A 23,156-nucleotide genomic window follows, 5' to 3' on the forward strand; every position below is an offset into this window, starting at 1 on the left:
GGGCCAAAGGCTGATACGGGGCAATGCCCGAGCTACTGACATGGCTAAGATGAGCTAAGCTGAAAGTGACCATCGTTTTAGCCTGAGTAGCACAATAATGGTCGACAATAGGCTCAGGCGAGAACAAGACCGGGCAGCTTGCCCGGAGGAGAACACGCCATGCAAACCTTCATGTCTGCTGCTCTGCAGTTTCCAACCATCGTCTTTGCCCTGTTGCTGGTGCTGGGCACGCTCTATTGGCTGCTGGTGTTGTTGCGATTGGCGCCGTTGGAGCTGTTCGAACGCGATAGCCTGCGCGATGACCACATGGCGAGCACGCTCGTCTCGCTGGGCTTTGCAGGCGTGCCGGCCTCGCTGGCGCTGAGCCTGCTCGTTCTATTGGCAGGCGCCATCTCGCTGGCCGTCGAACTACTGGTGCTACGCTGGCTACCGCTGGGCATGTTGAGAGTGCCCGTGGGCGTGCTGGTGCTGTGGGCTTCCTTTGCCGTTGCTTCGCCGCTGGCGGCCGCCGTGTGTCACGCCCTGCAGCGTGGGCTGCATCGCTACCCGCCGTTCCAGCGCCGTTGCCTGCTGGGCGCTACCGCGGTGGTGATCGAGCGAGACCAGCAGGGCGGTGCCACTGCTCGGCTGCTCAATGAGCCAAACAGCGTGGTGCGCTTGCATTGCAAGGCGGGGGATTGCCCCCAGCCGGGTGAGCACCGGGTATTGGTCAAATATCTGGCCAGTGAAGGGGCCTACCGCAGCGTCATGGAGCAGGACTACCTGGATACGCGGGTACGTCTCAACAGGCTGCGTTTGCAGCACAAGCATCACCCCAACGGCTACCCGACGTAACCAGTCCTATCTACCGCCTCTCAGGTAACGCCACACATCTGCCAGCCACTGGCTGAACGTGCCAGCTGGCTGGGCAGGTGTCGCCGTGGACGGCGCGGCTAACGGAGTCGTCAGAAAGCGCTGTATGGGTTTGACCTGCTGGGTGTCGTTGAGCATCGGCGCATGCCCGCAGCCCGGCACGGTCATGGTCACCAACGATGGCTGTGACTCGGCCATTTTGGGCAGCGTCTCGGCGGCCAGCAGAGCCGACGTTTCACCGCGAATGACCATGAGCGGGCAGCGAATCTTCGCCCAGTCGGCCCAGGTATCCCGGGGGGTGTCGTGGATAAACTGCTCGCCTATGCGGGGGTCGAAGTGGTAGGTCCAACTGCCATCGGGCAGGCGTCGTGCGCTATTGAGCGCCAGCTCGCGCCACTCCGCCTCGCTGGTGATGCCGAAGCTGGCATAGTGCTTGATCAGCTCTGCCTGCAGGTTGGCAAAGTTGTTGAAACGGTGGGTGACGCCAAAGTAGCTCGACAGCGCAATCAGCCCTTCCTTGTCGAGTTCAGGCCCAACGTCATTGAGGACCAGACGCGCAATGCGTGCTGCGTGTTGCTCGTCGGCGGCGATCAGCATACCAAGCAGCCCTCCCATGGAGGTGCCCAGCCAGTCCACCTGCTCCAACTGGTAGTGATCCAGCAGCGCGATGGCAACGGTGACATAGTGGCTGTAAAGGTAGTCATGGGCGGGAAACAGCGACCAGCTCGATAGGCCGCGCCCTGGGGTGTCCGGGGCCAGTACGCGCCATTCGCTGCCTAGCTGGCGGGCCAGGGCGGCAAAATCACCGCCGTGGCGAGCCAGCCCGTGCCAGGCAATCAGGGTTCGTTTGGCGTCAGGGTTCCAGATGCGAACCGCAATCTCCAGCTCACGTACGCGTACAAACTCCAAGGCATCCATACACGGCTCCTGTCATGTGGTGCCTGTAGTATAGATGCAATGCTGCGGTGCAGTAGAGCGTTTACTTGCGCATCATGCGGATCAGCGTATCGATGATTTCTGCGCCGCGCTCGGAGACAGAAAAAGCATCGGGTGTGCGCAGCCAATCATGAAACAGGCCGCCGAGCGTACACAGCATCAGACGGGTGGCCGTTTCCGGGCTGATATCTTCGCGCATATCCTGCTGTTGCTGGGCCAGTTGGAACACCGGCAGCATTTCGTCGAAGCACTCTTCGCCGATTTCATCCTGCATGGCAATGGGGTTGATATCGCTGAAGAATTCACAGCGGTGAAGCAGGATCGACAGAATACGCTGATGGGAAGGTTGCTCGATACGCTGCAAGCCCGCGTGGCAGGCCAGGCGAATGGCTTCCAGCGGCGAGACGTGTGGGTCGGCGTTATTGACTTCATCGATCAATGACTGGAAGGGTATGCGCACCCGCTCCACCAGTGCCATGAACAGATCGCCCTTGTTCTTGAAGTGCCAATAGACGGCGCCGCGGGTCAGCCCCGCATGGCGGGCAATCTGCTCAAGCGAGGTGCGAGCAACGCCTTTTTCGAAAAACACCTCTTCAGCCGCATCCAGCAGCGCTTCGCGCGTTGCCGCAGCCTCCGCTTTGGTTTTTCTTGCCATGGAACCTCACCTCACTCTCGACACGTATGCGGCGTATTTTATATGAACTCGTCGGTTTTTTACATTCAAAAGTGTATGGTTAATCGCAGAACTTCATGGCGTGCGTTAACAAAGATGTCGGATAATGCTAAATAGAGTTGTCAGACATCAGGTTTTCCAACCTTTTAGCTACTGCACGATGCTTGATCGAGGAGTTGTCATGGGGCGAGCGCCTTTTACGCTAGCCGGGCATGAGGTGTTGCCCGGCCAGCGGTCACAGATCGATGTGCCGGTGGCACGCCTCTACACCCACACACCGCTGCATATTCCCGTCGAGGTGGTGCATGGCCGCAAGGAGGGGCCGGTCATGCTGGTCTGTGGCGGTATTCATGGGGATGAAATCAACGGCGTGGAAATCGTGCGGCGCGTACTGCGCTCGAAGTCCATCAACAGCCTGCGCGGAACGCTGATTGCCGTGCCGGTGGTCAATGTCTTCGGTTTCTTGCAGCAGACCCGCTACCTGCCCGACCGCCGCGACTTGAACCGCTGCTTTCCAGGCAGCGAAAAGGGCTCGCTGGGGGGGCGTATCGCCGCGCTGTTCAGAGATGAGATCGTCGATCATGCGACGCATATCATCGACCTGCACACGGGGGCGATTCATCGCACCAACCTGCCGCAAATTCGTGCGCAGTTGACCCCTGGCAGCGAAACCGAGCGCATGGCCGATGCCTTTGGGGCCCCGGTCATTCTGAATGCCGAACTGCGGGAAGGCAGCCTGCGCCACTACGCGCAGAACCTGGGCATTCCCGTGCTGACCTATGAAGCCGGTGAGGCATTGCGTTTCGATGAGTGGGCGATTGCGCCTGGCGTCAAAGGCATCCTCAGAGTCATGCGCCGCTTGGGCATGCTGAGTGGCGAGCAGCGCCGCCGTACCCCCGCCCCCGCCGAGCTGGCCAATGGCTCCAGTTGGGCGCGTGCGCCTATCGATGGCATTTTACGGCCCCAGGTGCGCCTGGGGGCGCGCGTGGCCAAGGGCGAAGTGCTGGGCAAGGTAGCGGACCCCTTCGGCAATGATGAGGGCGAAGTGCTGGCCATGGCCGATGGCATCGTGATTGGCATGAGCCGCCTGCCGCTGGCCAATGAAGGCGAAGCGCTTTATCACATCGCTCGTTTCGATGAGATAGAAGAAGCCGAGACGGCCATCGAAAGCTTTCAATCCAGCCTGGAACCGCCTCCCGACTCCCTGTATTGAGCTTTTTAATAGCAAATATTGATCGCTTCAATAGCCAACGTTAAGGCGCCATGGATGGCGATATGCCTGCTTGTTGACTATACCTGTGGGGGAGCCAGCCAGCGCAAAGGCGAAAGCCTCGTGCGCTGTGGGCCATTTCCAACGACGCAACGGCGTCTGGTCGAATGTGACAAGGAGGAAGCGCCATGAGTAGTCACCAGCACTCCACCACCAACGAAGCCGGTATTCCGGTTGCCAGCGACGAGCACTCGCTTTCGGTAGGGGCCGATGGTCCCATCGTCATGCATGACCACTATCTGATGGAGCAGATGGCGGCTTTCAACCGTGAAATGATTCCTGACCGTCAGCCCCATGCCAAAGGCAGCGGGGCGTTTGGTCATTTTGAAGTGACTCAGGATGTCAGCCAGTACACCAAGGCTGGCTTTCTACAGCCGGGCAAGAAGACCGATGTGCTGATCCGCTTCTCGACCGTGGCAGGCGAGAGCGGAAGCCCAGACACTTGGCGGGACCCCCGCGGGTTTTCCATCAAGTTCTACACCGAGGAAGGCAACTTCGACATGGTGGGTAACAACACCCCCGTGTTTTTCGTTCGCGACCCGATGAAGTTTCAGCACTTCATTCACTCCCAGAAACGCCGGGCTGACAACGGTCTGCGAGACCACGACATGCAGTGGGATTTCTGGACGCTGGTGCCCGAGTCGGCCCACCAGGTGGCATGGCTGATGGGAGACCGGGGCGTTCCTGCCACGTGGCGGCACATGAACGGCTATTCCAGCCATACCTATATGTGGGTCAATGAGGCAGGCGAGCGGTTTTGGGTGAAGTATCACTTCAAGACCGACCAGGGCATCAAGTGCATGACCCAGGAGCAGGCCGACCAGATGGCCGGTAGCGATGCCGACTACCACCGTCGTGACCTCTTCGAAGCCATTCAGCGGGGGGATCACCCTACCTGGACTTTGAAGATGCAGATCATGCCCTTCGAAGATGCCAAAACCTACCGCATCAACCCTTTCGACCTGACCAAGATTTGGCCCCATGACGACTACCCGCTGATCGAGGTGGGCAAGCTGACGCTGGACAGGAACCCCACTGATTTCCACAGTGAAATCGAGCAGGCCGCTTTTGAGCCCAACAGCATGGTGCCGGGCACGGGGCTGTCGCCGGACAAGATGCTGCTGGCAAGGGCGATCTCCTATGCCGACGCGCACCGTGCTCGGCTGGGGGTGAACTACAAGCACATTCCGGTCAATACGCCCAAATGCCCGGTGCACAGCTATGGCCAAGGGGGCGCAATGCGTATTCGTCACGCCACCGACCCTACCTATGCACCCAACAGCAAGGGTGGCCCCAAGGCAGATGGGCAGCGCTTCCCGGAAGACGCCGTGTGGTCGACCGACGGGCAATTCATACGGACGGCCTACACACTCAGAAAAGATGACGATGACTGGCGCCAGGCCCACGCGCTGGTGCGCGACGTGATGGACGACGCCCAGCGCGAACGGCTGGTGTCCAATGTGGTCGGGCATCTCTCGGGAGGCGTCTCTGAGCCGGTATTGGGCCGGGCGTTCGAGTATTGGCGCAATATCGACCAGGAGGTGGGAGAGCGTATCGAGCAAGGCGTTCGCGAACAGTAGCCTCTTGAACGAAAACGCCCAGCGATCAGCTCGCTGGGCGTTTGTTCGGAACAGCCCGTTGGCCGTCAGGCCACGGGCTGTTTTGTTGCTTGCTCTTCTACTGGCGGTGTATCGGTCTCCGGCTCGCGCACCAGGCCGAGCGCGTCATCGAACAAGCGTAACCCCGCACCCTCTTTATGGGCGTGTTCCGACAGATGACGGCGGAACCGGCGCCCGCCCGGGCAGCCCTGGAACAGCCCCAGCAAATGCCGCGTAATATGATTTAGTTTGGCGCCCTCATCCAGGCGCTGCTGAATATAGGGGCGAAAGGCCGTGGCCGCTTCCAGGCGCGTGCGGGCCGGACCGGGCTCACCAAACAGCTGCTCATCGACACCGGCCAGTAGCCACGGGCTCTGGTACGCCTCGCGGCCTACCATCACGCTGTCCACGTGCTCCAGCTGCGCCTGGCACTCGTCCAGGGTTTTAATCCCGCCGTTGATGCCAATGTGCAGCTCGGGGTGGCTCTGCTTCAAGCGATGCACCCGAGGGTAGTTCAGCGGTGGAATGTCACGGTTCTCTTTCGGGGATAACCCCTGTAGCCAGGCTTTGCGGGCGTGAACGGTAAACACGCTGCAGCCTGCCGAAGCCACGATATCAATGAACCGCGCCAAATCGGCGTCTTCATCCTGGTCATCGATACCAATACGGCATTTCACCGTCACCGGAATCGACACCGCCGCCTGCATGGCCTTGACTGCGGCGGCCACTTTTTCGGGGTGGCCCATCAGGCAGGCGCCAATCATGTTGTTCTGCACCCGGTCACTGGGGCAGCCCACGTTCAGGTTGACCTCGTCATACCCCCACGCCTCAGCAATCGCAGCACACTCCGCCAACTCTCCCGCATCGCTGCCCCCCAACTGCAGGGCAATCGGATGCTCCACCTCGCTGTACCCCAAAAAGCGCTCACGCGGGGAACCGTGCAGCACCGCACCGGTGGTCACCATCTCGGTATACAGCAGCGCACGCCTGGTCAAGGTGCGAGCGAACGCACGGTAGTCTCTTGTGGTCCAATCCATCATGGGGGCCACAGAAAACAATCTACCCCTGTCGGCACTGTTGTTGCTAATGAAATCAGTCATTTAAGAAATTCTGTAACTGTAAGAATATGCGCATATGTTGCCACCTGATACCGTTAAAAACCGCCCTCAGTGTACCGCCAGTGTACCTAGTGGCGGAGAACGCCCACTTTCCAAAAATCGTGGTACACCAATAGCGAGTCTTCAGAAGCGGCAAGGGGAATGGCGGACTATTGTACGGAAGAAAGGCCATCGCTCACAGAGTAAAACGTGCAGCAACAACGCTCGGGCTCAGAAGTGGCCGCGCCAGGCCGAGGATTTCATCACCGTGCTATCCGGTGGAGAGGATGTCTTGTTTGCCCTGTGCAATACCGCGCAGCATCAGCAGGCGAGCAGGGGCCTTCCTGGAAAGCACTTCAAGCTGTTGAATCCGCTTCATCTCGGCACATGCGAGCTTGTTGAGCTAGGCCATCATGGGCTGCTGGCAGCCTCACGTGGCATAATTCAGCTTAGGGTTAATGGTGTTGTGAGGGTTCATGAGTTAGGCTCTAAATATCAAAAACGATGCATTTTAACCCGCAGCGCTCGTTCACACGTGCCAGCTTGCGCTGAAGGAAGTGCTCGTCAACGTGCAGCGATTCGATGGACGGCACCTTGGCCGATGGCGACTGGGTGCTGGTGGATCGCAGCAACCGCGACCCGAAGTAGGAAGGGGTGTTCTTGCTGCTGGTGAGCGGCGGATTAAGCGGGTACAGCGACTGGCGGGCGGGGCGCTGTATCTGATTAGCGATAACGACCATTACCAGCCGGAAATGATCAAGCCGCAGGATATGCACGATGTGGAAATCTTGGGGCGGTGTGTGGTTCGGATTGGGCGGGTGGTTTGAGTTTACAGCGTATTGGTAGAAAAGCATTTCTTATTACTGATATGAATAATTATTAACAGCCTATTAATGCATGAATTTTAATTTGGGGTGCGATATGGCCAAATATCCTTATTCAAAAGAATTATATACAAGTGAGTTATTGTTTGATCCAGAAAACCCTAGGTTTCCTAGAGAGGTTTCGTCTGGAGCAGACAGCGTCATCTTAGAGAAGATGATTCGAGATGAGCGTGTTGCAGAGATTATGCAAAGCGTGGGGGTTCAAGGCTACTTTGAAGGTGAGCCATTACTGGTGGCGCAGGTGCCAAGTAGTGATGATTATTATGTCGTTGAAGGTAATCGCCGCTTAGCTGCTTTGAAACTCCTCAACGGAGAGCTTGAAACTCCAAAAAGACTTAAAAGTGTTGTTTCAATAATAGACGATGCGTCCGAAAAACCTAATAAAGTGCCGTGTATAATTTTTTCAGAGAGAAAAGATATCTTAAGATATTTGGGTTTTCGCCACATTACTGGGATAAAAGCTTGGGGGCCGCTTGCTAAAGCTAGATACTTAAAACAATTAAGAGAAGATATATATGCCAATGAGCCAGAAGATGAGCAACTCAAAATGCTCGCTAAGGAGATAGGCAGTAGATCTGACTATGTTGGAACTATGCTTACGGGTCTTGAATTATATGATAAGGCGAAAGATAGTGAGTTTTTCAATTTGCCGGGCATTAATGAAAAAAGTATCGAATTTACACTGTTAACTACTGCTATTGGTTATAGAAATATTTCAGATTATATTGGTCTTGATAGCAAAGTTGATACCCAGTGTGAGCATGTGGAAAAAGATAGACTCAAGGACGTGTTTTCTTGGATATATTCCCAAGATCAACAGGGAAATACTATTGTCTCTGATTCAAGGAAGCTTAAAGACCTTGCAGCTGTTGTGGCCAATCAGGATGCAGTTTTGAATCTAAAAAAGAAAGGAGATTTAAATGAAGCCTTTCTTATGACTGAAGGGCCGCAAGTTGCTTTTTCACAAATGCTTGAAGCGGCAAAAAAGCGGTTAAGTTTGGCTTATGAAACTTTGCCCGCGGTCAAAGAGCTCGATAAAAGCCACTACGAAGAAATTCAAAATATTTTCGAATTAACAAAAAGTATTCGTTTGGTTATTCAAGGGCGATTAGATGATGAATAATGGTATCCTGACAAAATTAGATTCTTTACCAAGGCTGCCTGACGTATTTGTATGGAATGACTATATTGAACTTCGCTGCTTAGTTCATCCTGATAAAGCTTTTTCTCGCTCTGATTTGATGGAAACACAGGAAGAGATGACAGATACGAGAGATGACGCGGATGATATTTCAGATGAGGAATATGCCTATGATTTAGGTATTAAAGTTGATGATTTTCAACATGATGATATGTATCAATCTACTCCAGCTAAAAATGATCGTTTGCAACAGAAAACTTACGAGCGTTTTGTACATTTACAGAGTAGGCTGAGGCATTATGGCGATGAGCTTTACCCCTTTTATTTCGATGAAGAACTCCAGTCAATTCACCTAAGGCAAGAGCTGAATGATTGGCATTATTTTTATTTGCAACTTTTAATATCTTCTGCGCTACGCTATTGCCCACGCTCTCGTCGTCATGAGCTAACGGGCCCATTTGAAGAAATTAGTTATGCCATATTCAAATGCTTAATGCCAGATGGCTGGGTGGTACATCAATTCGGTAAAGACAAGTCAAGTAGGTATGAAGGCCACTTGTACGATAAACTTTCACTTCTTGCACAAGATGTTTGGGGGAAGTTAGATACTAAACGGTCGCATTTTAATGAACGTGATCGAGGTGATGGTGGGTTGGATTTAGTGGCGTGGCACCCAATGTCCGATGACCGCAATTTAGTCCCTATGGCCTTTGCTCAGTGTGGTTGCACGGCTGAAGAATTTGGCATGAAAATGTTAGAAGCATCCCCTGGTAAATTAGCGCTACACCTGAAAGTAGGGTATGAATGGGCTTCTTATTATTTTATGCCCCAATCTATGCTTACAAATGACGGGAAGGACTGGTTGAAATATTCAGACTTTGCTAGAGCTATTGTTGTTGATCGCTTTCGTATTATCAAAATTGCTAAGCAATACGAAATTAATGTTAGGGAAATTATGAAGTCAGAAACAATTCAAGAAGCCCTTGAAACTTCTTTTTATTAATACCAAATGTTTGGTAGAGCCCGTGCTACTGCCTCAAAAAGGGGCGGTGGCACAGCGTTTCCTACAACTTTATAGCGCATGCTCATGCTGCCCGATTTATGTTCCGGGAAAACAAGATTTCCAAATCCCTGTAACTTGGCTGCTTCGCGATAACTAAATCGGCGAGCGGGTCCATCATGTATGAAACGCCACACGTTATGCTCAAGCTTCTCCAATGGAGGGCTCATCGGGTGCAGTGGCATGTGGCGCGGGTTGGCAACGATCGTTTTTGACTGTTCTTTCCAGCCGTTCCGGCGGTTTCTGGAGAGGTAGTACCAATGAAAATCGAGATCGTAAAACTCACCTTCCGGCCACTCAGGCATACCGCCAATGGCGTCTTCTATGGTGGCTTTAGCTTGCCCGCCTACAACGCCGTGGGTCGGCTGGGGGAATTCGTACTCAATTCCAAAATCGTCACGAAGCCCGACGATGAAAATTCTCTTTCGCTCCTGGGCAACGCCAAAATCTGCTGAGTTAAGCACTTGGAATGACACGTTATAGCCAGCCTCAGTGAACACGCGAAGCTGATCCTGAAGCAGGTGGGCGTAATTCTTACGCACCATGCCAGAGACATTTTCAACGATGAACGCTTTTGGCTTGATTTGGTACAGGGCACGGGCAAATTCGAGATAAAGGGTGTTGATTTGGCGACCAGCATCACGCACGCCGCCTTGGCTAAACCCTTGGCATGGGTAGCAGCCCACCAGTAACTCAGCATCAGGGAAATGTTCTATTCCACTTATGCTTCCAAGGCGGTAGTCAGTCTCTGGGTGGTTGTGCTCATAAACTGCCTTTGCATAGGCCAACACATCGTTGGCCATCAGCACATCAAAGCCAGCATTGATGATACCAGCGTCGGAGCCCCCGCAACCTGAGAAAAGTGACACTGCTGTTGGCATGATGTTGTCCTAAACCTTAGCTCCCTCACGGGATGGTGATATTCGAGAAGGTGGGATTCTAACGCTCCCTGATGGCGTTGGCACACCCCCTGTGCGTTATTTCTTCATTGCGTTCTTGCGTCGTAGCGTTATTTCACGCCATTTGAGTGCCTCACCAATGATGTGGTCAGCGCTCATTTTGCTGCCTTCTCATCCGTATACGCCTTCATCAGATCCCAGTGCGTCGTGGCTACGGTTCGCACAGCGTAGGCTCCAGGAGTCTTTTTTCCGGTAGGCCCAAGTGTGCCGTGCCTTGCCTTTTACTATCTGCCCGAGCAGTACATCCATGGTGCCCACATCTTATTGGCTGAAAGTGCCTTTCCATAACCCTTGTCAATGGCTGGTTTCTTATACAGTATAAGGCGTTAGGGGCGTGACGTGCCAATGCCATGGCACGTCGCCAAATGTGGAGCTAGCACAGGGCAACAGCATGCGAGTGACCTACCTAGGGACTGCCGTGGTGGGTGTGGAGCACCCGGAGGTAGCAGAGATAGATCGGCGAAAAATTCCGCCGGCCTGCTTTCTGGTGGAGATCAACGACGACGTGCCCCAGGTGGGCCATGGATGGAGGGCGACGTGCTGGTGGTGGACGAAGCGCGCTCTTATGGCCACGCCGATTTGGTGGTGGCGGAGGTAGAGGGCGAGTATTGGCTCTTCAAAACCCACCACGTGGGCAGCCGCTGCCGCTTGTTGCCGCCTTTGGGTGGGGAAGGGTGCTTTATCACGGCGACGCAGTTTCGTGGGGTGGTGGTGAGGCAGGCGCGGTGTTGGGCGGTGTAGACAATTTCTTACACAAGAATCAGCGATGGCTTACAGCTGCCTGGATGATTTTTTGAGATGATAAATCAGTCGCTTGGAAGCACGCGGGACGGACTCCGCCTCGTCAGAAGGATGCGGCACCGATATCCCCAGCCATGGAATGGCTGGGGGTTTTTGTTTGGGGCTTAGCTGGCTTGTTTGTTCCTGGCCAGTTCGGCCATGGCGACGCGGGAGAGAAAGCCAGAGCGGGTTTTGTCGCCGGGGTGGCGGGCGACGAAGTCGTCGATCTGTTTGACCAGGAGGTCGGGCAGGGTGACGTTGATCTTGTGGCTTTTGCCCAGGTACGGGGTGACGTCGATATCGACGACGGCCCAGATCCAGCCGGTGAAGTCGGGATTGTCCATGTGGTGTTCGATGGACGTGGCTTCGGGGATGGGATCGCCGTACTCGACCGCGACTTCCAGCCAGCCATCGATGGCTTCTTTGGCGTTGGCCAGGGCCTCTTCGAAGGTGTCGCCTGCGGAGTGGCAGCCGGGCAGGTCGGGCACGACGACGCCATAGGCGTGTTGTTCGTCGCCGCGTTCAATGGCAATGGGAAATAACATGGCTCACCTCTATCAGTGGGGGCAGCAGTGGCCAGCCTCATTCGAGGCCAGCGCTTTTCCTGATTCCTTTGACCAATCCCGTTTTCAGATCCTTTTTCGGATGTGGCACGGTGATGGTGCCGGGTTTGGTCGGGTGCCTGAAGTGGTGGTGGCTGCCTTTGACTCTGAGTAATGTCCATCCATCCGCTTCCAGTTCCTTGATCAGTACTCTGCTGTTCACCTCCTGCCCCTTTGTCGTTGAACATGGGGTTACTATAACCCTGAAATGTGAGCCTGTCAAAATTTATAACCCCAATAACCCTGTTTGCTGTTCAGAGAGCCAATGGTTTGTGTACCGCTAACGCCTCTCCATACGAATGCTGCAGGTATACCCCTGCTCCGTGAAATTGTGCGTGACCTCGCTTATCAGCCAGGCCGTGGCGTCGATCTGGGGCTTGAAGCCTGCGAGCGTGAGCGGTGTTTCGGGCAGTAGGTCGGGGCCGATGCGCAGGGCCAGCATCGCCGTGATGCTGAACGGCAGCAGGGTGGCGGCTTGCACGGTGAGGCGATCCGTCAGCGGGCGGCGTTCATCGACGCGCTTGCGAACGGCGTCCAGCAACGCTTGGCTGGGTTGGCCATCGGCTTCGCGGAAGAGAATGGTAAGCACGACCTCCACGGATTCCGGGCTGGCCACCGAGCGTGGGGTTAGTGACACCGAATAGGCTGGCGGGAATGATGGATGTTTTTTAGCTAAAAGCTAAAATTTTTTGCTGCTAATTCGCTGTTAGCTATAATGGTGGTAATGAAAACGATCACTTACCGTAAAAGCGCGTTGAAGGTGTTGCAGCGAATGCCGCGACCTGAGTCGAAGCGCATACAAGGCAAAATCAAGGCCTATGCGGAAGACCCGGAAAGCCAGCGCAACAATGTGAAGGCCTTGAAGGGGAGCGATTATATTCGGCTGTGGGTAGGCGACTGGCGGGTGATCATCGACGAGCATGGCGATGTACTCGACATCATTAACATCGGTGCCCGTGGCGGCGTTTATCAATAAAGTGCCCATAACGCACCAGACAATTTACAGGAGGCTGCATGAGCATACCTCAAATTATTCAAACGCCCACGGGCGAGCGGTTAGTGGTTCTGCCTGAGCAGGAGTACCAAGCGTTGCTTGCGCGGCTGGAAGACCAGGACGATATTGACGCTGCCAACGCGGTGGTGGCGCGTGGTGAAGAGTCATTTCCTGTGGCGGTTGTGGATGCGCTGCTGGATGGCGTGGCACCCGTGAAGGTGTACCGCGAATACCGTGGACTACGTGCAGGTGAGCTGGCGGAAAAAGCAGGGATCAGCCAAGGGTACCTTTCCGAAATAGAGTCAGGGAAAAAAAGCGGCTCGTTGAGTGTGCTGACCCGTATTGCGACTGCTTTAGAGGTTGAACTGAGCGACCTTACCTAGCCATCCCTCTTTCCCTACGATAGATGAGCCGCACCCGCTGGGCGTACTCGACGCGGGGGCGGTCGCGGGTGACGCGATCTTTCAGGCCGCGCTGGTGGGTGGTGGCTTCTGGCGGCGACGCGCGCGAAGGCGTTCGATGGGGTGGCTTTTGCAAAGGGATGAAGCGATGTCGATATCCATAACCCCAGCAATTCCGCGTGTCCTTCAAAGCGCTTCTCAAGCCTGGTCTGATATTGGGTAAATGCTTGCATCACTTTGCGTTTTTTGTGGTCAAAGGCGGTATGGTAGGTATCCGCCAATAACAAGGGGAAGACGTGGTAATGGGGAAAGCGCTAGGTTACGCAGGAGCCGCTCTGCTGGGTGCATTGATGTTGCAGGGCTGCAGTGGTCCTGAAGAGGAGGCGCCGACAGAGACGGTCCAGGCGGAAGAGACCGCCGCGGCCGAGCCAGTAGCGGAAGCCGAGCCTATCGAGCCGCTGGAGGTGGAGGTGTCGACCTCTGCTCAACTACTCTCTGATCGCCGATTGATGATTGCGGGCCAGACCAACTTGCCGGACGGAGCCCAGGTACAGGTCGTGGTCGAGCGTGAGCTGAGCCGAGTGCGCTGGCAGGCACGTACTCAAGTCAGGGAAGGGCAGTTCGAAGTCGGGCCGCTGGGTACGGGAAGTGGGTTGCCGGATGGCGGTTACGTGGTGCGAGTACAGCTTTCCGAAGCCGCTGTTCAGCCAGCTAGCGTGCGGGCACGGATTGGTGATCTGGGTGAGCATTTGGCGGGAGAGCTGGTCAGCCAGTCCCGCCATGGGTTGGGTCAGGTGGCCACCTACTCGCGGCGTCTCTTGATAGGCAGTGAACCAAGACGAACGCGCGACCAGGTGGACGTGTTTGAGGACAATTAGGGACGGGGAGGTAAAGATGCTTTAGGCAGCACACCAGTGGGCAAGCAGAACGGCATGGATCGAGGTGCTATTGGGCGCTTTTGTATAGTGCTCAATGACGTATTGATCATCCCGTTGTACCAGGTAATGCCCAGCCTTGTGGAACACGTGTGTCGGGCCGAGGAGCAGCAGGTCTCCCGCCGACGCTGGTGAAAAATCTGCTTCCTTGGCAGGTGTCACCATCACGCAAGGTGCTTTCCAGTCGATCTTCAACGGCAGGTGATGCGGCACGGTGATAGCAGTGGCCTGAACCTGTTCCCAGGGGAGGGGACCAGTATGGTTCAGGGTGAGCAGTTGTGGCGCGCTGTCTCCTTCCAATAGGGTAGCTAGCGAGCAATCCAGTGCGTCCGCGAGCGCCACCAGGCGTTCATGGCCGATCTGTTTGATTGCCCCAGATTCCCAATAAGAAATGGTGACATCCGACACGCCAACTTTACGTGCTAGGGCAGCTTTGTTGAGCTTGGCCCTAAGCCTCAATTGCTTGATACGTGAGCCTAGCGATTCCATTTCATCTTCCTATCGATGAGCTAAATCAGCTCGTTAAGTGTACTTCCACCTATTCGGTGGCGCTCAGAACACGCTGTAAACGATGAGAATCGTTCGCATACATGAACACGAATCATGGGTACTACACCATACTAAGCGATTGTGCTTTAACGCGCATCTTTCACACCGTGGACATTGAGCTTGGGTTATGACGCTTTTGAGGTAAACTCGTTCCCCTGCGGGTGCTGTTGGATATAGCTGGGGCGCGTATAATGTGGAGATGCATTTACCGCCACAAGGATAGATTGATGACCGTACGTACTCGTATTGCGCCTTCCCCCACTGGGGACCCGCACGTAGGCACGGCCTATATTGCGCTGTTCAACCTCTGCTTTGCCCGTCAGCACGGTGGTCAGTTCATCTTGCGCATTGAAGATACCGATCGGGTGCGTTCTACCCCTGAATCAGAACAGATGATTCTCGACTCGTTACGGTGGCTGGGGCTCGAATGGGACGAAGGCCCTGATGTAGGCGGCCCGCATGGCCCTTACCGTCAAAGCGAGCGCGGCGATATCTATGCACAGTATGCACAGCAGTTGCTGGACGCCGGGCATGCCTTCAAGTGCTACCGCACCAGTGAAGAGCTGGACGAGCTGCGTGAATCCCGCAAGGAAGCAGGCCTGCATCTGGCCCTGAAGCCTGCAGACCTGGCGCTGGACGCCGCCGAGCAGGCGCGTCGTGAACAGGAAGGCTGGCCGTATGTCATCCGCATGAACGTGCCCAGTGAAGGCGTCTGTGTGGTCAGCGACATGCTGCGCGGCAGAATCGAGGTGGAGTGGGCGCAGGTGGACGCGCAAATCCTGATGAAGTCCGATGGTATGCCCACCTATCACCTGGCCAACGTGGTCGATGACCATTTGATGGGCATCACCCATGTGCTGCGTGGCGAAGAGTGGATCAACTCGGCACCCAAGCACCAGCTGCTCTACGACTACTTCGGTTGGGAAATGCCCCAGCTCTGCCACATGCCGCTGCTGCGCAACCCGGACAAGTCGAAGCTCTCCAAGCGCAAGAACCCGACCTCGATCAACTATTATCGTCGCATGGGTTTCCTGTCTCAGGCCGTCACCAACTATCTGGGGCGGATGGGGTGGTCGATGCCGGACGAACGCGAAAAGTTCAGCCTGAGCGAAATGATGGCTGAGTTCGACATTCAGCGGGTATCGCTGGGTGGGCCGGTATTCGACCTGGAGAAGCTGACCTGGCTGAACGGCGTTTATATTCGTGAAGACCTGGATGATGACGCGTTGCTGCAGGCGCTGCGCGAGTGGGCGTTCAACGATGCCTATGTCAAGCAGATCCTGCCCCAGGTTCGCCCGCGGGTCGAGACGCTCTCGCAGGTGATTCCGCTGGCGGGCCACTTCTTCTCTGGGCTGCCCCCGTTGGAAAAGCAGGATTTCGACGCTATCAAGCTGGAAGACGAAGAGCTGGTGAAGCTGCTGCAGTTTTTGGTGTGGCGCTTCGAAGCCGTCAATGCCTGGCACAAGGAAGCGCTGCTGACGGAAGTCAAACACCTGGCGGAACACTTCGAGCTGAAGATGAAGGCGTTTCTGGCGCCGGTGTTCATTGCCATTACGGGCAGTGCTTCCAGCACATCCGTCATGGACGCCATGGCGATTCTCGGGTCGGACGTGACGCGGGCCCGCTTGCGCCACGCTATCGAGGTATTGGGTGGCGTATCGAAAAAGCAGGCGAAACGCTTCGAAAAAGAGTTCCGCGACCTGTAAACGCTCGACCTGTAAAACAGAGGGGCAGGGAGCGTCAGATGAGCGGCAAGCGAGATATTTGACGCTTCTTGCGAAAACAGGGTTGACGAAGGCGAGCGTAATCAGTAATATACGTTCCGTCTTCACGACATGTGGGGCCTTAGCTCAGCTGGGAGAGCGCAACACTGGCAGTGTTGAGGTCAGCGGTTCGATCCCGCTAGGCTCCACCATCATTAGCCCATGCTAACGATGTACCATGATGTAAAAAGGTAGATACGTCCCATTCGTCTAGTGGTCCAGGACACCGCCCTTTCACGGCGGGAACAGGGGTTCGAACCCCCTATGGGACGCCACCTTCTTCTGGTTTTTTGTATTTCCCCCTTTTTTAAAGTCTCGATAGCAACCCAATGTCGCGTTGCCTTTTCGGCTGCTTCCTGTTTGGCGTTTTAGCCAATTTATCGCTTTTTTTGTCAATATTGTGCTTGACTTGTCCACTTTTGCTCGTCTGGGTAAAGGGTTGTGCACAGCCTCGTGAATATGACATAAAAAATCAGCGTCTTAGCTTAATCTCTTTTAAATCAATGGCTTATGAGAGGTTAAAAAATGACCAATTTAAGGCTGGGTCACTGTTCATGGCGATTACGGGACGTTTTGTAGTGGTTGTGAACAGGGTTATCCACAGATAGTGTGGAAAACCCTGATCCGGCTGTCAGTGTCAAAATGTCAAGCGCTATTCGCCTTTGCGGAGACGCTTCAACAGCGAAGAGGTGTCCCACCGGCCACCCTGCATACGCTGGACGTCGGCATAGAACTGATCCACCAGTGCGGTGACGGGTAGCGTGGCGTCCAGTCTGCGCGCTTGCTCCAGGCAGATGCCCAGATCCTTGCGCATCCAGTCGACGGCAAAGCCGTGCTGATACTCATCGGCGATCATGGTCTTGTGGCGGTTTTCCATCTGCCAGGATCCTGCGGCACCTTTCGAAATCACCTCGATCACTTGATGCTGATCCAGTCCTGCCTGTTCGGCAAAGTGCAGCCCCTCTGCCAACCCTTGTACCAGGCCGGCGATGCAGATCTGGTTGACCATTTTGGTGAGCTGGCCGCTGCTGGCGGGGCCCATGAGCGTGACAGCGCGAGCATAGTGGTCAAGCACGGGGGCGACGGCGTCGAAAGGGGCCTGTTCACCGCCGCACATGATGGTCAGCGCGCCGTTTTCTGCGCCTTGCTGGCCGCCAGATACCGGGGCATCGATAAAGTGAATGCTCTTCTGGCGACAGGCGGCATCCAGCTCCAGTGCCAGGTCGGCTGAGGCCGTGGTGTGGTCCACCAGATAGCTGCCTGGGGCCATGGACTGCAGTACGCCGTGCTCGCCGGTGGTGACCTGACGCACGTCGTCGTCATTGCCCACGCACACCAGCACCAGATCGGCGCCCTGGGCCGCCTCGGCGGGCGTGGCGTGGGCCGTGCCGCCGAACTGATCGGCCCATGCCTGGGCTTTGGCGGCCGTGCGGTTATAAACGCGGGTGGTCAGGCCCTGCTTGGCCAGGTGTCCTGCCATGGGATAGCCCATGACGCCCAGGCCGATAAAGGCAACGGTAGTAATAGAAGACATAAAGCACCTTTGTTGTTGATGGGGGAGTGGTGTCATGAAGGGGTAGGCTGCACGCAAAAGGCCACCCGTGGGTGGCCTTTGTGTCGTTCAGTCATCGCCGTACAAGCCGCCGATTACTTCTTGGGGTAGTCACGCTGGTCATGACCAATGTAAAGCTGGCGCGGACGACCGATCTTGTAGCTTTCGCTGAGCATTTCGTGCCAATGGGAGATCCAGCCAATGGTACGGGATACCGCGAAAATCACGGTAAACATGTTGGTCGGAATGCCCATGGCCTTGAGGATGATGCCGGAGTAGAAATCGACGTTCGGGTACAGCTTGCGCTCGATGAAGTATTCGTCTTCGAGAGCGATCTGCTCCAGGCGCTTGGCGATCTTCAGCTGCGGGTCATCGGCCAGGCCCAGCTCGGCCAGTACCTCGTCGCAGGTCTCTTTCATGACCTTGGCGCGCGGGTCGAAGTTGCGGTAAACGCGGTGGCCGAAGCCCATCAGCTTGAACGGGTCGTTCTTGTCTTTTGCCTTGTCCACGAAGCGCTGAATGTTCTCTTCGGAATCGTCGCCGATTTCGTCGAGCATGTTCAGCACGGCTTCGTTGGCGCCGCCGTGTGCCGGGCCCCAGAGTGCCGCGATGCCCGCACTGATACAGGCAAACGGGTTGGCGCCGGTAGAACCTGCCAGGCGTACGGTGGAGGTGGAGGCGTTCTGCTCATGGTCCGCATGCAGCATGAAGATGCGGTCCATGGCTTTGGCGTACACCGGGTTGATCTTGTACTCCTCGCAAGGGTTGCTGAACATCATGTAGAGGAAGTTCTCTGCATAGCTCAGGTCGTTGCGCGGGTAGTTGAAGGGTTGGCCAACGTTGTACTTGTGCGACATGGCGGCCAGGGTAGGCATTTTGGCAATCAGGCGAATCGCGCTGATGACGCGGTCTTCTTCCTGAGTGATGTCCATGTGGTCATGGTAGAACGCTGCCAGACCACCGACCACGCCACACAGGATCGACATCGGGTGTGCGTCGCGACGGAAGCCCTTGAAGAAGTTGTTGATCTGGTCATGCACCATGGTGTGATTGCGAATGCGCGATTCGAAATCGGTGTACTGCTCTTTTGTGGGCAGTTCACCAAACAGCAGGGTGTAGCACACTTCGACGAAGTTGGATTCTTTTGCCAGTTGGTCGATGGGGTAGCCGCGGTGCAGCAGTACGCCCTTGCCGCCATCGATGTAGGTGATTGCGGACTGGCAGGAAGAGGTGGCCATGAAGCCGGGGTCGTAGGTAAACAGGCCTTCGGCGCCCAGGCCGCGCACGTCGATGACGTCGGGGCCAAGTGTGCCGGAATACATGGGTAGTTCGATCGTCTTGTCGAGACCGTCTACCGTCAATGTCGCTTTCCTGTCAGCCATGATGGCCTCCTTTCGAGTTCGGTTTGGGACGTAAAGTCGTTGTTTCGCATGCCGCGCCGGCGAAAAGGCTTGCCCACTATAGAAGTGTGCGACATTTTGTCAATTAGCCTAAATGCTAGACATGCTTATACAGGATGTGTTGTTTTGGATAATAATTGTATATGATTGATCGGAATCTATAGTACCGAAGTGACAGAGGATTGACGATACGTTAACAGGCTTATCAAACCGTCCATCTAATGTCACTATAACCATGCTGCATCGCAAAATCGACTCAGACCATTGGCTATTTTCTTGCACCATGGTCGAGTTAAGTCTGAGATCGGTTTGTCAGCAGGGGCTAAGGTTCTTATAATCCACGGCGCGCGACCGGCAGGTAGGTGGTCGTGCCCGACTTGGCAACGGCCGAGCCCCTTCCAGCAACCACCGCCCGCTCGGGTTATGCCCGACCGTCGCTGAGCGGGCCAAGAGAGTGTGTATAACGCCGTGAATAGCAAACGACCCGTAAACCTAGACCTGACAACGATACATTTCCCACTGCCAGCGCTGACGTCGATTACGCACCGTATCACCGGCGTGATCCTGTTCGTCGGCCTGATTTTCGCTTTCTGGGCGCTGGGCAAATCCCTGTCATCTCCGGCTGGCTTTGACGCTGTCAGCAACGCCCTGGCGAACAACGTCTTCGCCAAGTTCGTTGCCTGGGGCCTGCTGTCTGCCCTGGCATTCCACTTCGTGGCAGGCATCAAGCACCTGCTCATGGATGCCAACATTGGCGTGACCCTGGAGGGTGGCGTGAAAAAAGCACAGGCTACGGTCGTAGTCAGTGCGGTTCTGATTATTCTGGCAGGAGTTTGGGTATGGTAACCAACATCACTAGTTTTGGCCGTAGCGGTCTGTCCGATTGGTTGATGCAGCGAGTATCTGCGGTCATCCTGGCCCTTTACACGGTCTTCATCGTCGCCTACCTGCTGTTTAACCCGAACCTGGATTACTACACCTGGAGCGGGCTGTTCGAGCAAACCTGGATGCGTATTTTCTCGCTGCTGGCCTTCATTTCCATTGCAGCGCACGCCTGGATCGGTTTGTGGACAGTCACTACCGATTACCTCAAGTCCACTCGCCTGCGCGTGGGTGCCCAGACGCTGATCATTCTGGCCATCTTCGTATACCTGGTGTGGGGCATCCAAATCCTGTGGGGAGCTTGATCTATGTCTAACCTTCGTAGCCTGACGTTTGACGCCATCATCGTGGGTGGCGGTGGCTCTGGCCTGCGTGCCGCTCTTGAACTGGCCAAGTCCGGTAAAAAGACAGCGGTACTGTCCAAAGTGTTCCCGACACGCTCCCACACGGTTTCTGCTCAGGGCGGTATCACCTGTGCGATTGCCTCTGCCGACCCGAACGACGACTGGCGCTGGCACATGTATGACACCGTCAAGGGCGGCGACTATATCGCTGACCAGGATGCTGCCGAGTACATGTGTTCAGAAGGCCCCAAGGCCGTCTTCGAACTCGAGCACATGGGCCTGCCGTTCTCGCGTTTCGACAATGGCCGCATCTATCAGCGTCCGTTCGGTGGTCAGTCCAAGAACTTTGGTGAAGGTGGTCAGGCCGCACGTACCTGCGCCGCCGCCGACCGTACCGGTCACGCGCTGCTGCACACCCTGTACCAGAACAACCTGAAGAACAACACCACGTTCCTGAACGAGTGGTACGCGGTGGATCTGGTCAAGAACGCCAACGGTGACGTGGTGGGCTGTATCGCCATGTGTATCGAAACCGGCGAAGTGGTGCACGTCAAGTCGAAAGCCACCGTGCTGGCGACCGGCGGTGCCGGACGCATCTACGCGTCGACCACCAACGCCTTGATCAACACGGGTGACGGCATCGGCATGGCGCTGCGCGCTGGTTTCCCGATGCAGGACATGGAAATGTGGCAGTTCCACCCGACCGGTATCTACGGTGCGGGCACGCTGGTCACCGAAGGTTGCCGTGGTGAAGGTGGCTACCTGGTCAACAAGGATGGCGAGCGTTTCATGGAGCGCTATGCGCCCAACGCCAAAGACCTGGCGGGCCGTGACGTCGTGGCGCGCTCCATGGTCATGGAAATCCTCGAAGGCCGCGGCTGTGGCGAGAAGGGCGACCACGTGTTCCTGAAGCTGGATCACCTGGGCGAAGAAGTGCTTGGCAAGCGTCTGCCGGGTATCGTAGAGCTGTCTAAAACCTTCGCTCACGTCGATCCGGCGAAAGACCCGATTCCGGTCGTCCCGACCTGCCACTACATGATGGGCGGTATCCCGACCAACATTCATGGTCAGGCGATCACCCAGGACGAGAGCGGTAACGACAAGATCGTCAACGGTCTGTTCGCGTGTGGCGAAGCTGCCTGTGTATCGGTACACGGTGCCAACCGTCTGGGCGGTAACTCGCTGCTGGATCTGGTGGTCTTCGGTCGCGCTGCGGGTATGTTCATCGAAGGCGCGCTGAACGAAGGTATCGAGTATCTGGACGCTTCCGAGTCAGACATCGAATTCGCCATGAAGCGCATCACTCGCTGGAACGAATCTGAAGGCGGTGAAAGCATTCCTGAGCTCAAGGCCGAACTGCAAAGCATCATGCAGAACTCTTTCGGTGTATTCCGTGAAGAGAAAAACATGCAGGAAGGTGTCAAACAGCTGGCGGAACTGCGTGGTCGCATCGACAATGCGCACCTGCCGGACAAATCCAACGCCTTCAACACTGCCCGTGTCGAAGCGCTGGAGCTGGACAACCTGATGGAAGTGGCAGAAGCAACGGCGATTGCTGCCCTTGAGCGTAAAGAGAGCCGTGGTGCCCACTCGCGCTACGACTACCCCGACCGTGATGATGTCAATTGGCTGAAACACTCGCTCTACTTCCCGGCTAGCAAAGAGCTGAAGAAGCGCGACGTCAACTTCAAGCCGAAAACAGTCGATACGTTCGAGCCGAAGGTTCGCACCTACTAATCTCCGCACCGACGAGAGGGAGACACCATGTCAAATCTTCAGGTATCCGTGTATCGCTACAACCCGGAAACCGACTCCGCGCCCTACATGCAGGAGTTCCAGGTCGATACCAAAGGTCGCGATCTGATGGTGCTGGATGTACTGCACCTGATGAAAGAGCAGGACAGTGGCCTGGCCTATCGCCGCAGCTGCCGTGAAGGCGTGTGCGGCTCCGATGGCATGAACATGAACGGCAAGAACGGCCTGGCGTGCATCACGCCGCTGTCGGACGTCGTGAAAAACAACAAGCTGACTCTGCGTCCGTTGCCTGGCCTGCCGGTCATCCGCGACATGGTCGTGGACATGGGCTTGTTCTACAAGCAGTACGAGCGCATCCAGCCGTATCTGCAAAACGACACGCCAGCGCCCGCCATCGAGCGTCTGCAGTCGCCAGAAGAGCGCGACAAGCTGGACGGCCTGTACGAGTGTATCCTGTGCGCCTGCTGCTCCACGTCCTGCCCGTCGTTCTGGTGGAACCCGGACAAGTTCGTGGGCCCGGCGGGTCTGCTGCAGTCATACCGCTTCCTGGCCGACAGTCGCGATACCGCCACGCGTGAGCGTCTGACCAGCCTGGAAGACCCGTTCTCGGTGTTCCGTTGCCGCGGCATCATGAACTGCGTGGCGGTATGCCCGAAAGGTCTGAATCCGACCCGTGCAATTGGTAAAATTCGTGAAATGTTGCTCGCAGATGCGACGTAACTCATTCAT

Annotated in this window: 25 protein-coding genes and 2 tRNA genes; 16 read left to right on the plus strand and 11 right to left on the minus strand. The window is 55.9% G+C overall.

Annotated elements, in window-relative coordinates:
* Positions 1-159: 159 nt before the first annotated feature.
* Positions 160-834 (plus strand): hypothetical protein, encoded by a 675-nt coding sequence (locus CWI66_RS05710; protein ID WP_081137441.1) that lies wholly within the window; start codon positions 160-162, stop codon positions 832-834.
* A gap of 6 nt (positions 835-840) precedes the next feature.
* On the opposite strand, the gene CWI66_RS05715 is transcribed toward CWI66_RS05710, so the two are convergent.
* Both CWI66_RS05715 and CWI66_RS05720 read right to left on the minus strand, forming a co-directional pair.
* Entirely contained in the window at positions 841-1,770 is a 930-nt protein-coding gene (locus CWI66_RS05715; RefSeq protein WP_081137442.1) for an alpha/beta fold hydrolase, read from the minus strand.
* A 61-nt stretch (positions 1,771-1,831) separates the two neighbouring features.
* Positions 1,832-2,443, minus strand: coding sequence for a TetR family transcriptional regulator (locus CWI66_RS05720; RefSeq protein ID WP_100731160.1), 612 nt, complete (start codon positions 2,441-2,443; stop codon positions 1,832-1,834).
* A 199-nt stretch (positions 2,444-2,642) separates the two neighbouring features.
* Here CWI66_RS05720 and CWI66_RS05725 point away from each other — a divergent pair, with 199 nt between their 5' ends.
* Together CWI66_RS05725 and CWI66_RS05730 are read left to right on the plus strand one after the other, a co-directional pair.
* On the plus strand, positions 2,643-3,674 hold the full coding sequence (locus CWI66_RS05725; RefSeq protein ID WP_100731161.1) for a succinylglutamate desuccinylase/aspartoacylase family protein: 1,032 nt from the start codon (positions 2,643-2,645) through the stop codon (positions 3,672-3,674).
* Positions 3,675-3,859: 185 nt separating this feature from the next.
* Positions 3,860-5,311, plus strand: a complete 1,452-nt coding sequence (locus CWI66_RS05730) for a catalase (RefSeq protein ID WP_100731162.1) — start codon at positions 3,860-3,862, stop codon at positions 5,309-5,311.
* A gap of 65 nt (positions 5,312-5,376) precedes the next feature.
* Here the strand turns inward: CWI66_RS05730 and dusA are convergent, their stop codons facing one another.
* Both dusA and CWI66_RS05740 read right to left on the minus strand, forming a co-directional pair.
* Positions 5,377-6,429, minus strand: a complete 1,053-nt coding sequence (gene dusA, locus CWI66_RS05735; protein WP_100731163.1) for a tRNA dihydrouridine(20/20a) synthase DusA — start codon at positions 6,427-6,429, stop codon at positions 5,377-5,379.
* A 485-nt stretch (positions 6,430-6,914) separates the two neighbouring features.
* The gene (locus CWI66_RS05740; protein WP_157808954.1) at positions 6,915-7,280 is read right to left on the minus strand and encodes a hypothetical protein; all 366 of its coding nucleotides are present in this window, start codon (positions 7,278-7,280) and stop codon (positions 6,915-6,917) included.
* Positions 7,281-7,347: 67 nt separating this feature from the next.
* On the opposite strand from CWI66_RS05740, the gene CWI66_RS05745 reads away from it, so the two are divergent.
* Both CWI66_RS05745 and CWI66_RS05750 read left to right on the plus strand, forming a co-directional pair.
* Positions 7,348-8,433, plus strand: coding sequence for a ParB N-terminal domain-containing protein (locus tag CWI66_RS05745; RefSeq protein ID WP_157808955.1), 1,086 nt, complete (start codon positions 7,348-7,350; stop codon positions 8,431-8,433).
* Positions 8,426-9,454, plus strand: coding sequence for a hypothetical protein (locus CWI66_RS05750; RefSeq protein WP_157808956.1), 1,029 nt, complete (start codon positions 8,426-8,428; stop codon positions 9,452-9,454). The genes CWI66_RS05745 and CWI66_RS05750 overlap by 8 nt, the downstream gene beginning before the upstream one ends.
* Here the strand turns inward: CWI66_RS05750 and CWI66_RS05755 are convergent.
* Entirely contained in the window at positions 9,451-10,392 is a 942-nt protein-coding gene (locus CWI66_RS05755) for a DNA cytosine methyltransferase (protein ID WP_081137453.1), read from the minus strand. The two genes, CWI66_RS05750 and CWI66_RS05755, sit on opposite strands and share 4 nt — an antisense overlap.
* A 603-nt stretch (positions 10,393-10,995) precedes the next feature.
* On the opposite strand from CWI66_RS05755, the gene CWI66_RS05760 reads away from it, so the two are divergent.
* Positions 10,996-11,211: a hypothetical protein gene (locus CWI66_RS05760; RefSeq protein ID WP_081137454.1), complete on the plus strand. Its 216-nt coding sequence runs from the start codon at positions 10,996-10,998 to the stop codon at positions 11,209-11,211.
* A gap of 164 nt (positions 11,212-11,375) precedes the next feature.
* On the opposite strand, the gene CWI66_RS05765 is transcribed toward CWI66_RS05760, so the two are convergent.
* The 3 genes from CWI66_RS05765 to CWI66_RS05775 all read right to left on the minus strand — a co-directional run bounded on the left by CWI66_RS05765 (position 11,376) and on the right by CWI66_RS05775 (position 12,489).
* Positions 11,376-11,795, minus strand: a complete 420-nt coding sequence (locus CWI66_RS05765; RefSeq protein WP_016914543.1) for a type II toxin-antitoxin system HicB family antitoxin — start codon at positions 11,793-11,795, stop codon at positions 11,376-11,378.
* Between the two features lie 37 nt (positions 11,796-11,832).
* Positions 11,833-12,015: a type II toxin-antitoxin system HicA family toxin gene (locus CWI66_RS05770; protein ID WP_081137457.1), complete on the minus strand. Its 183-nt coding sequence runs from the start codon at positions 12,013-12,015 to the stop codon at positions 11,833-11,835.
* Between the two features lie 117 nt (positions 12,016-12,132).
* Complete coding sequence (locus tag CWI66_RS05775; protein WP_100731166.1) at positions 12,133-12,489, minus strand: baseplate J/gp47 family protein; 357 nt, start codon at positions 12,487-12,489, stop codon at positions 12,133-12,135.
* 135 nt (positions 12,490-12,624) lie between these two features.
* Here CWI66_RS05775 and CWI66_RS05780 point away from each other — a divergent pair, with 135 nt between their 5' ends.
* The 3 genes from CWI66_RS05780 (at position 12,625) to CWI66_RS05790 (ending at position 14,125) form a co-directional block, all read left to right on the plus strand.
* Positions 12,625-12,828 (plus strand): type II toxin-antitoxin system RelE family toxin, encoded by a 204-nt coding sequence (locus CWI66_RS05780; RefSeq protein WP_232710759.1) that lies wholly within the window; start codon positions 12,625-12,627, stop codon positions 12,826-12,828.
* 38 nt (positions 12,829-12,866) lie between these two features.
* Positions 12,867-13,229: a helix-turn-helix domain-containing protein gene (locus CWI66_RS05785; RefSeq protein WP_039176367.1), complete on the plus strand. Its 363-nt coding sequence runs from the start codon at positions 12,867-12,869 to the stop codon at positions 13,227-13,229.
* Positions 13,230-13,549: 320 nt separating this feature from the next.
* Positions 13,550-14,125 carry a hypothetical protein gene (locus CWI66_RS05790; protein ID WP_198517461.1) on the plus strand — a complete coding sequence of 192 codons (576 nt, stop codon included), beginning with the start codon at positions 13,550-13,552 and terminating at the stop codon, positions 14,123-14,125.
* 21 nt (positions 14,126-14,146) lie between these two features.
* Here CWI66_RS05790 and CWI66_RS05795 read toward each other — a convergent pair whose 3' ends face one another.
* Positions 14,147-14,671 (minus strand): helix-turn-helix domain-containing protein, encoded by a 525-nt coding sequence (locus tag CWI66_RS05795; RefSeq protein ID WP_016914537.1) that lies wholly within the window; start codon positions 14,669-14,671, stop codon positions 14,147-14,149.
* A gap of 287 nt (positions 14,672-14,958) precedes the next feature.
* Between CWI66_RS05795 and gltX the strand changes: the two genes are divergently transcribed.
* The 3 genes from gltX to CWI66_RS05810 all read left to right on the plus strand — a co-directional run bounded on the left by gltX (position 14,959) and on the right by CWI66_RS05810 (position 16,769).
* Positions 14,959-16,437: a glutamate--tRNA ligase gene (gene gltX, locus CWI66_RS05800; RefSeq protein ID WP_100731169.1), complete on the plus strand. Its 1,479-nt coding sequence runs from the start codon at positions 14,959-14,961 to the stop codon at positions 16,435-16,437.
* A 133-nt stretch (positions 16,438-16,570) separates the two neighbouring features.
* Positions 16,571-16,646: transfer RNA gene (locus CWI66_RS05805), tRNA-Ala, on the plus strand.
* Between the two features lie 47 nt (positions 16,647-16,693).
* Positions 16,694-16,769, plus strand: a tRNA-Glu gene (locus CWI66_RS05810).
* 377 nt (positions 16,770-17,146) lie between these two features.
* On the opposite strand, the gene CWI66_RS05815 is transcribed toward CWI66_RS05810, so the two are convergent.
* The gene (locus CWI66_RS05815) at positions 17,147-18,028 is read right to left on the minus strand and encodes an NAD(P)-dependent oxidoreductase (RefSeq protein ID WP_100731170.1); all 882 of its coding nucleotides are present in this window, start codon (positions 18,026-18,028) and stop codon (positions 17,147-17,149) included.
* Positions 18,029-18,141: 113 nt separating this feature from the next.
* Positions 18,142-19,428, minus strand: coding sequence for a citrate synthase (gene gltA / locus CWI66_RS05820; RefSeq protein WP_039176356.1), 1,287 nt, complete (start codon positions 19,426-19,428; stop codon positions 18,142-18,144).
* Positions 19,429-19,914: 486 nt separating this feature from the next.
* On the opposite strand from gltA, the gene sdhC reads away from it, so the two are divergent.
* Genes sdhC through CWI66_RS05840 form a run of 4 tightly spaced genes read left to right on the plus strand, consistent with a single transcriptional unit; the run spans position 19,915 to position 23,147 of the window.
* The gene (sdhC, locus tag CWI66_RS05825; RefSeq protein WP_186299111.1) at positions 19,915-20,292 is read left to right on the plus strand and encodes a succinate dehydrogenase, cytochrome b556 subunit; all 378 of its coding nucleotides are present in this window, start codon (positions 19,915-19,917) and stop codon (positions 20,290-20,292) included.
* Positions 20,286-20,633, plus strand: coding sequence for a succinate dehydrogenase, hydrophobic membrane anchor protein (gene sdhD / locus CWI66_RS05830; RefSeq protein ID WP_016914532.1), 348 nt, complete (start codon positions 20,286-20,288; stop codon positions 20,631-20,633). The genes sdhC and sdhD overlap by 7 nt, the downstream gene beginning before the upstream one ends.
* Positions 20,634-20,636: 3 nt before the next feature.
* Complete coding sequence (gene sdhA / locus CWI66_RS05835; RefSeq protein WP_100731171.1) at positions 20,637-22,409, plus strand: succinate dehydrogenase flavoprotein subunit; 1,773 nt, start codon at positions 20,637-20,639, stop codon at positions 22,407-22,409.
* Between the two features lie 27 nt (positions 22,410-22,436).
* Positions 22,437-23,147 carry a succinate dehydrogenase iron-sulfur subunit gene (locus tag CWI66_RS05840; protein ID WP_016914530.1) on the plus strand — a complete coding sequence of 237 codons (711 nt, stop codon included), beginning with the start codon at positions 22,437-22,439 and terminating at the stop codon, positions 23,145-23,147.
* Positions 23,148-23,156: the final 9 nt, after the last annotated feature.

The organism is Halomonas sp. 141 (assembly GCF_002810305.1).
GTDB classification, from domain to species: Bacteria; Pseudomonadota; Gammaproteobacteria; order Pseudomonadales; family Halomonadaceae; genus Vreelandella; species Vreelandella stevensii.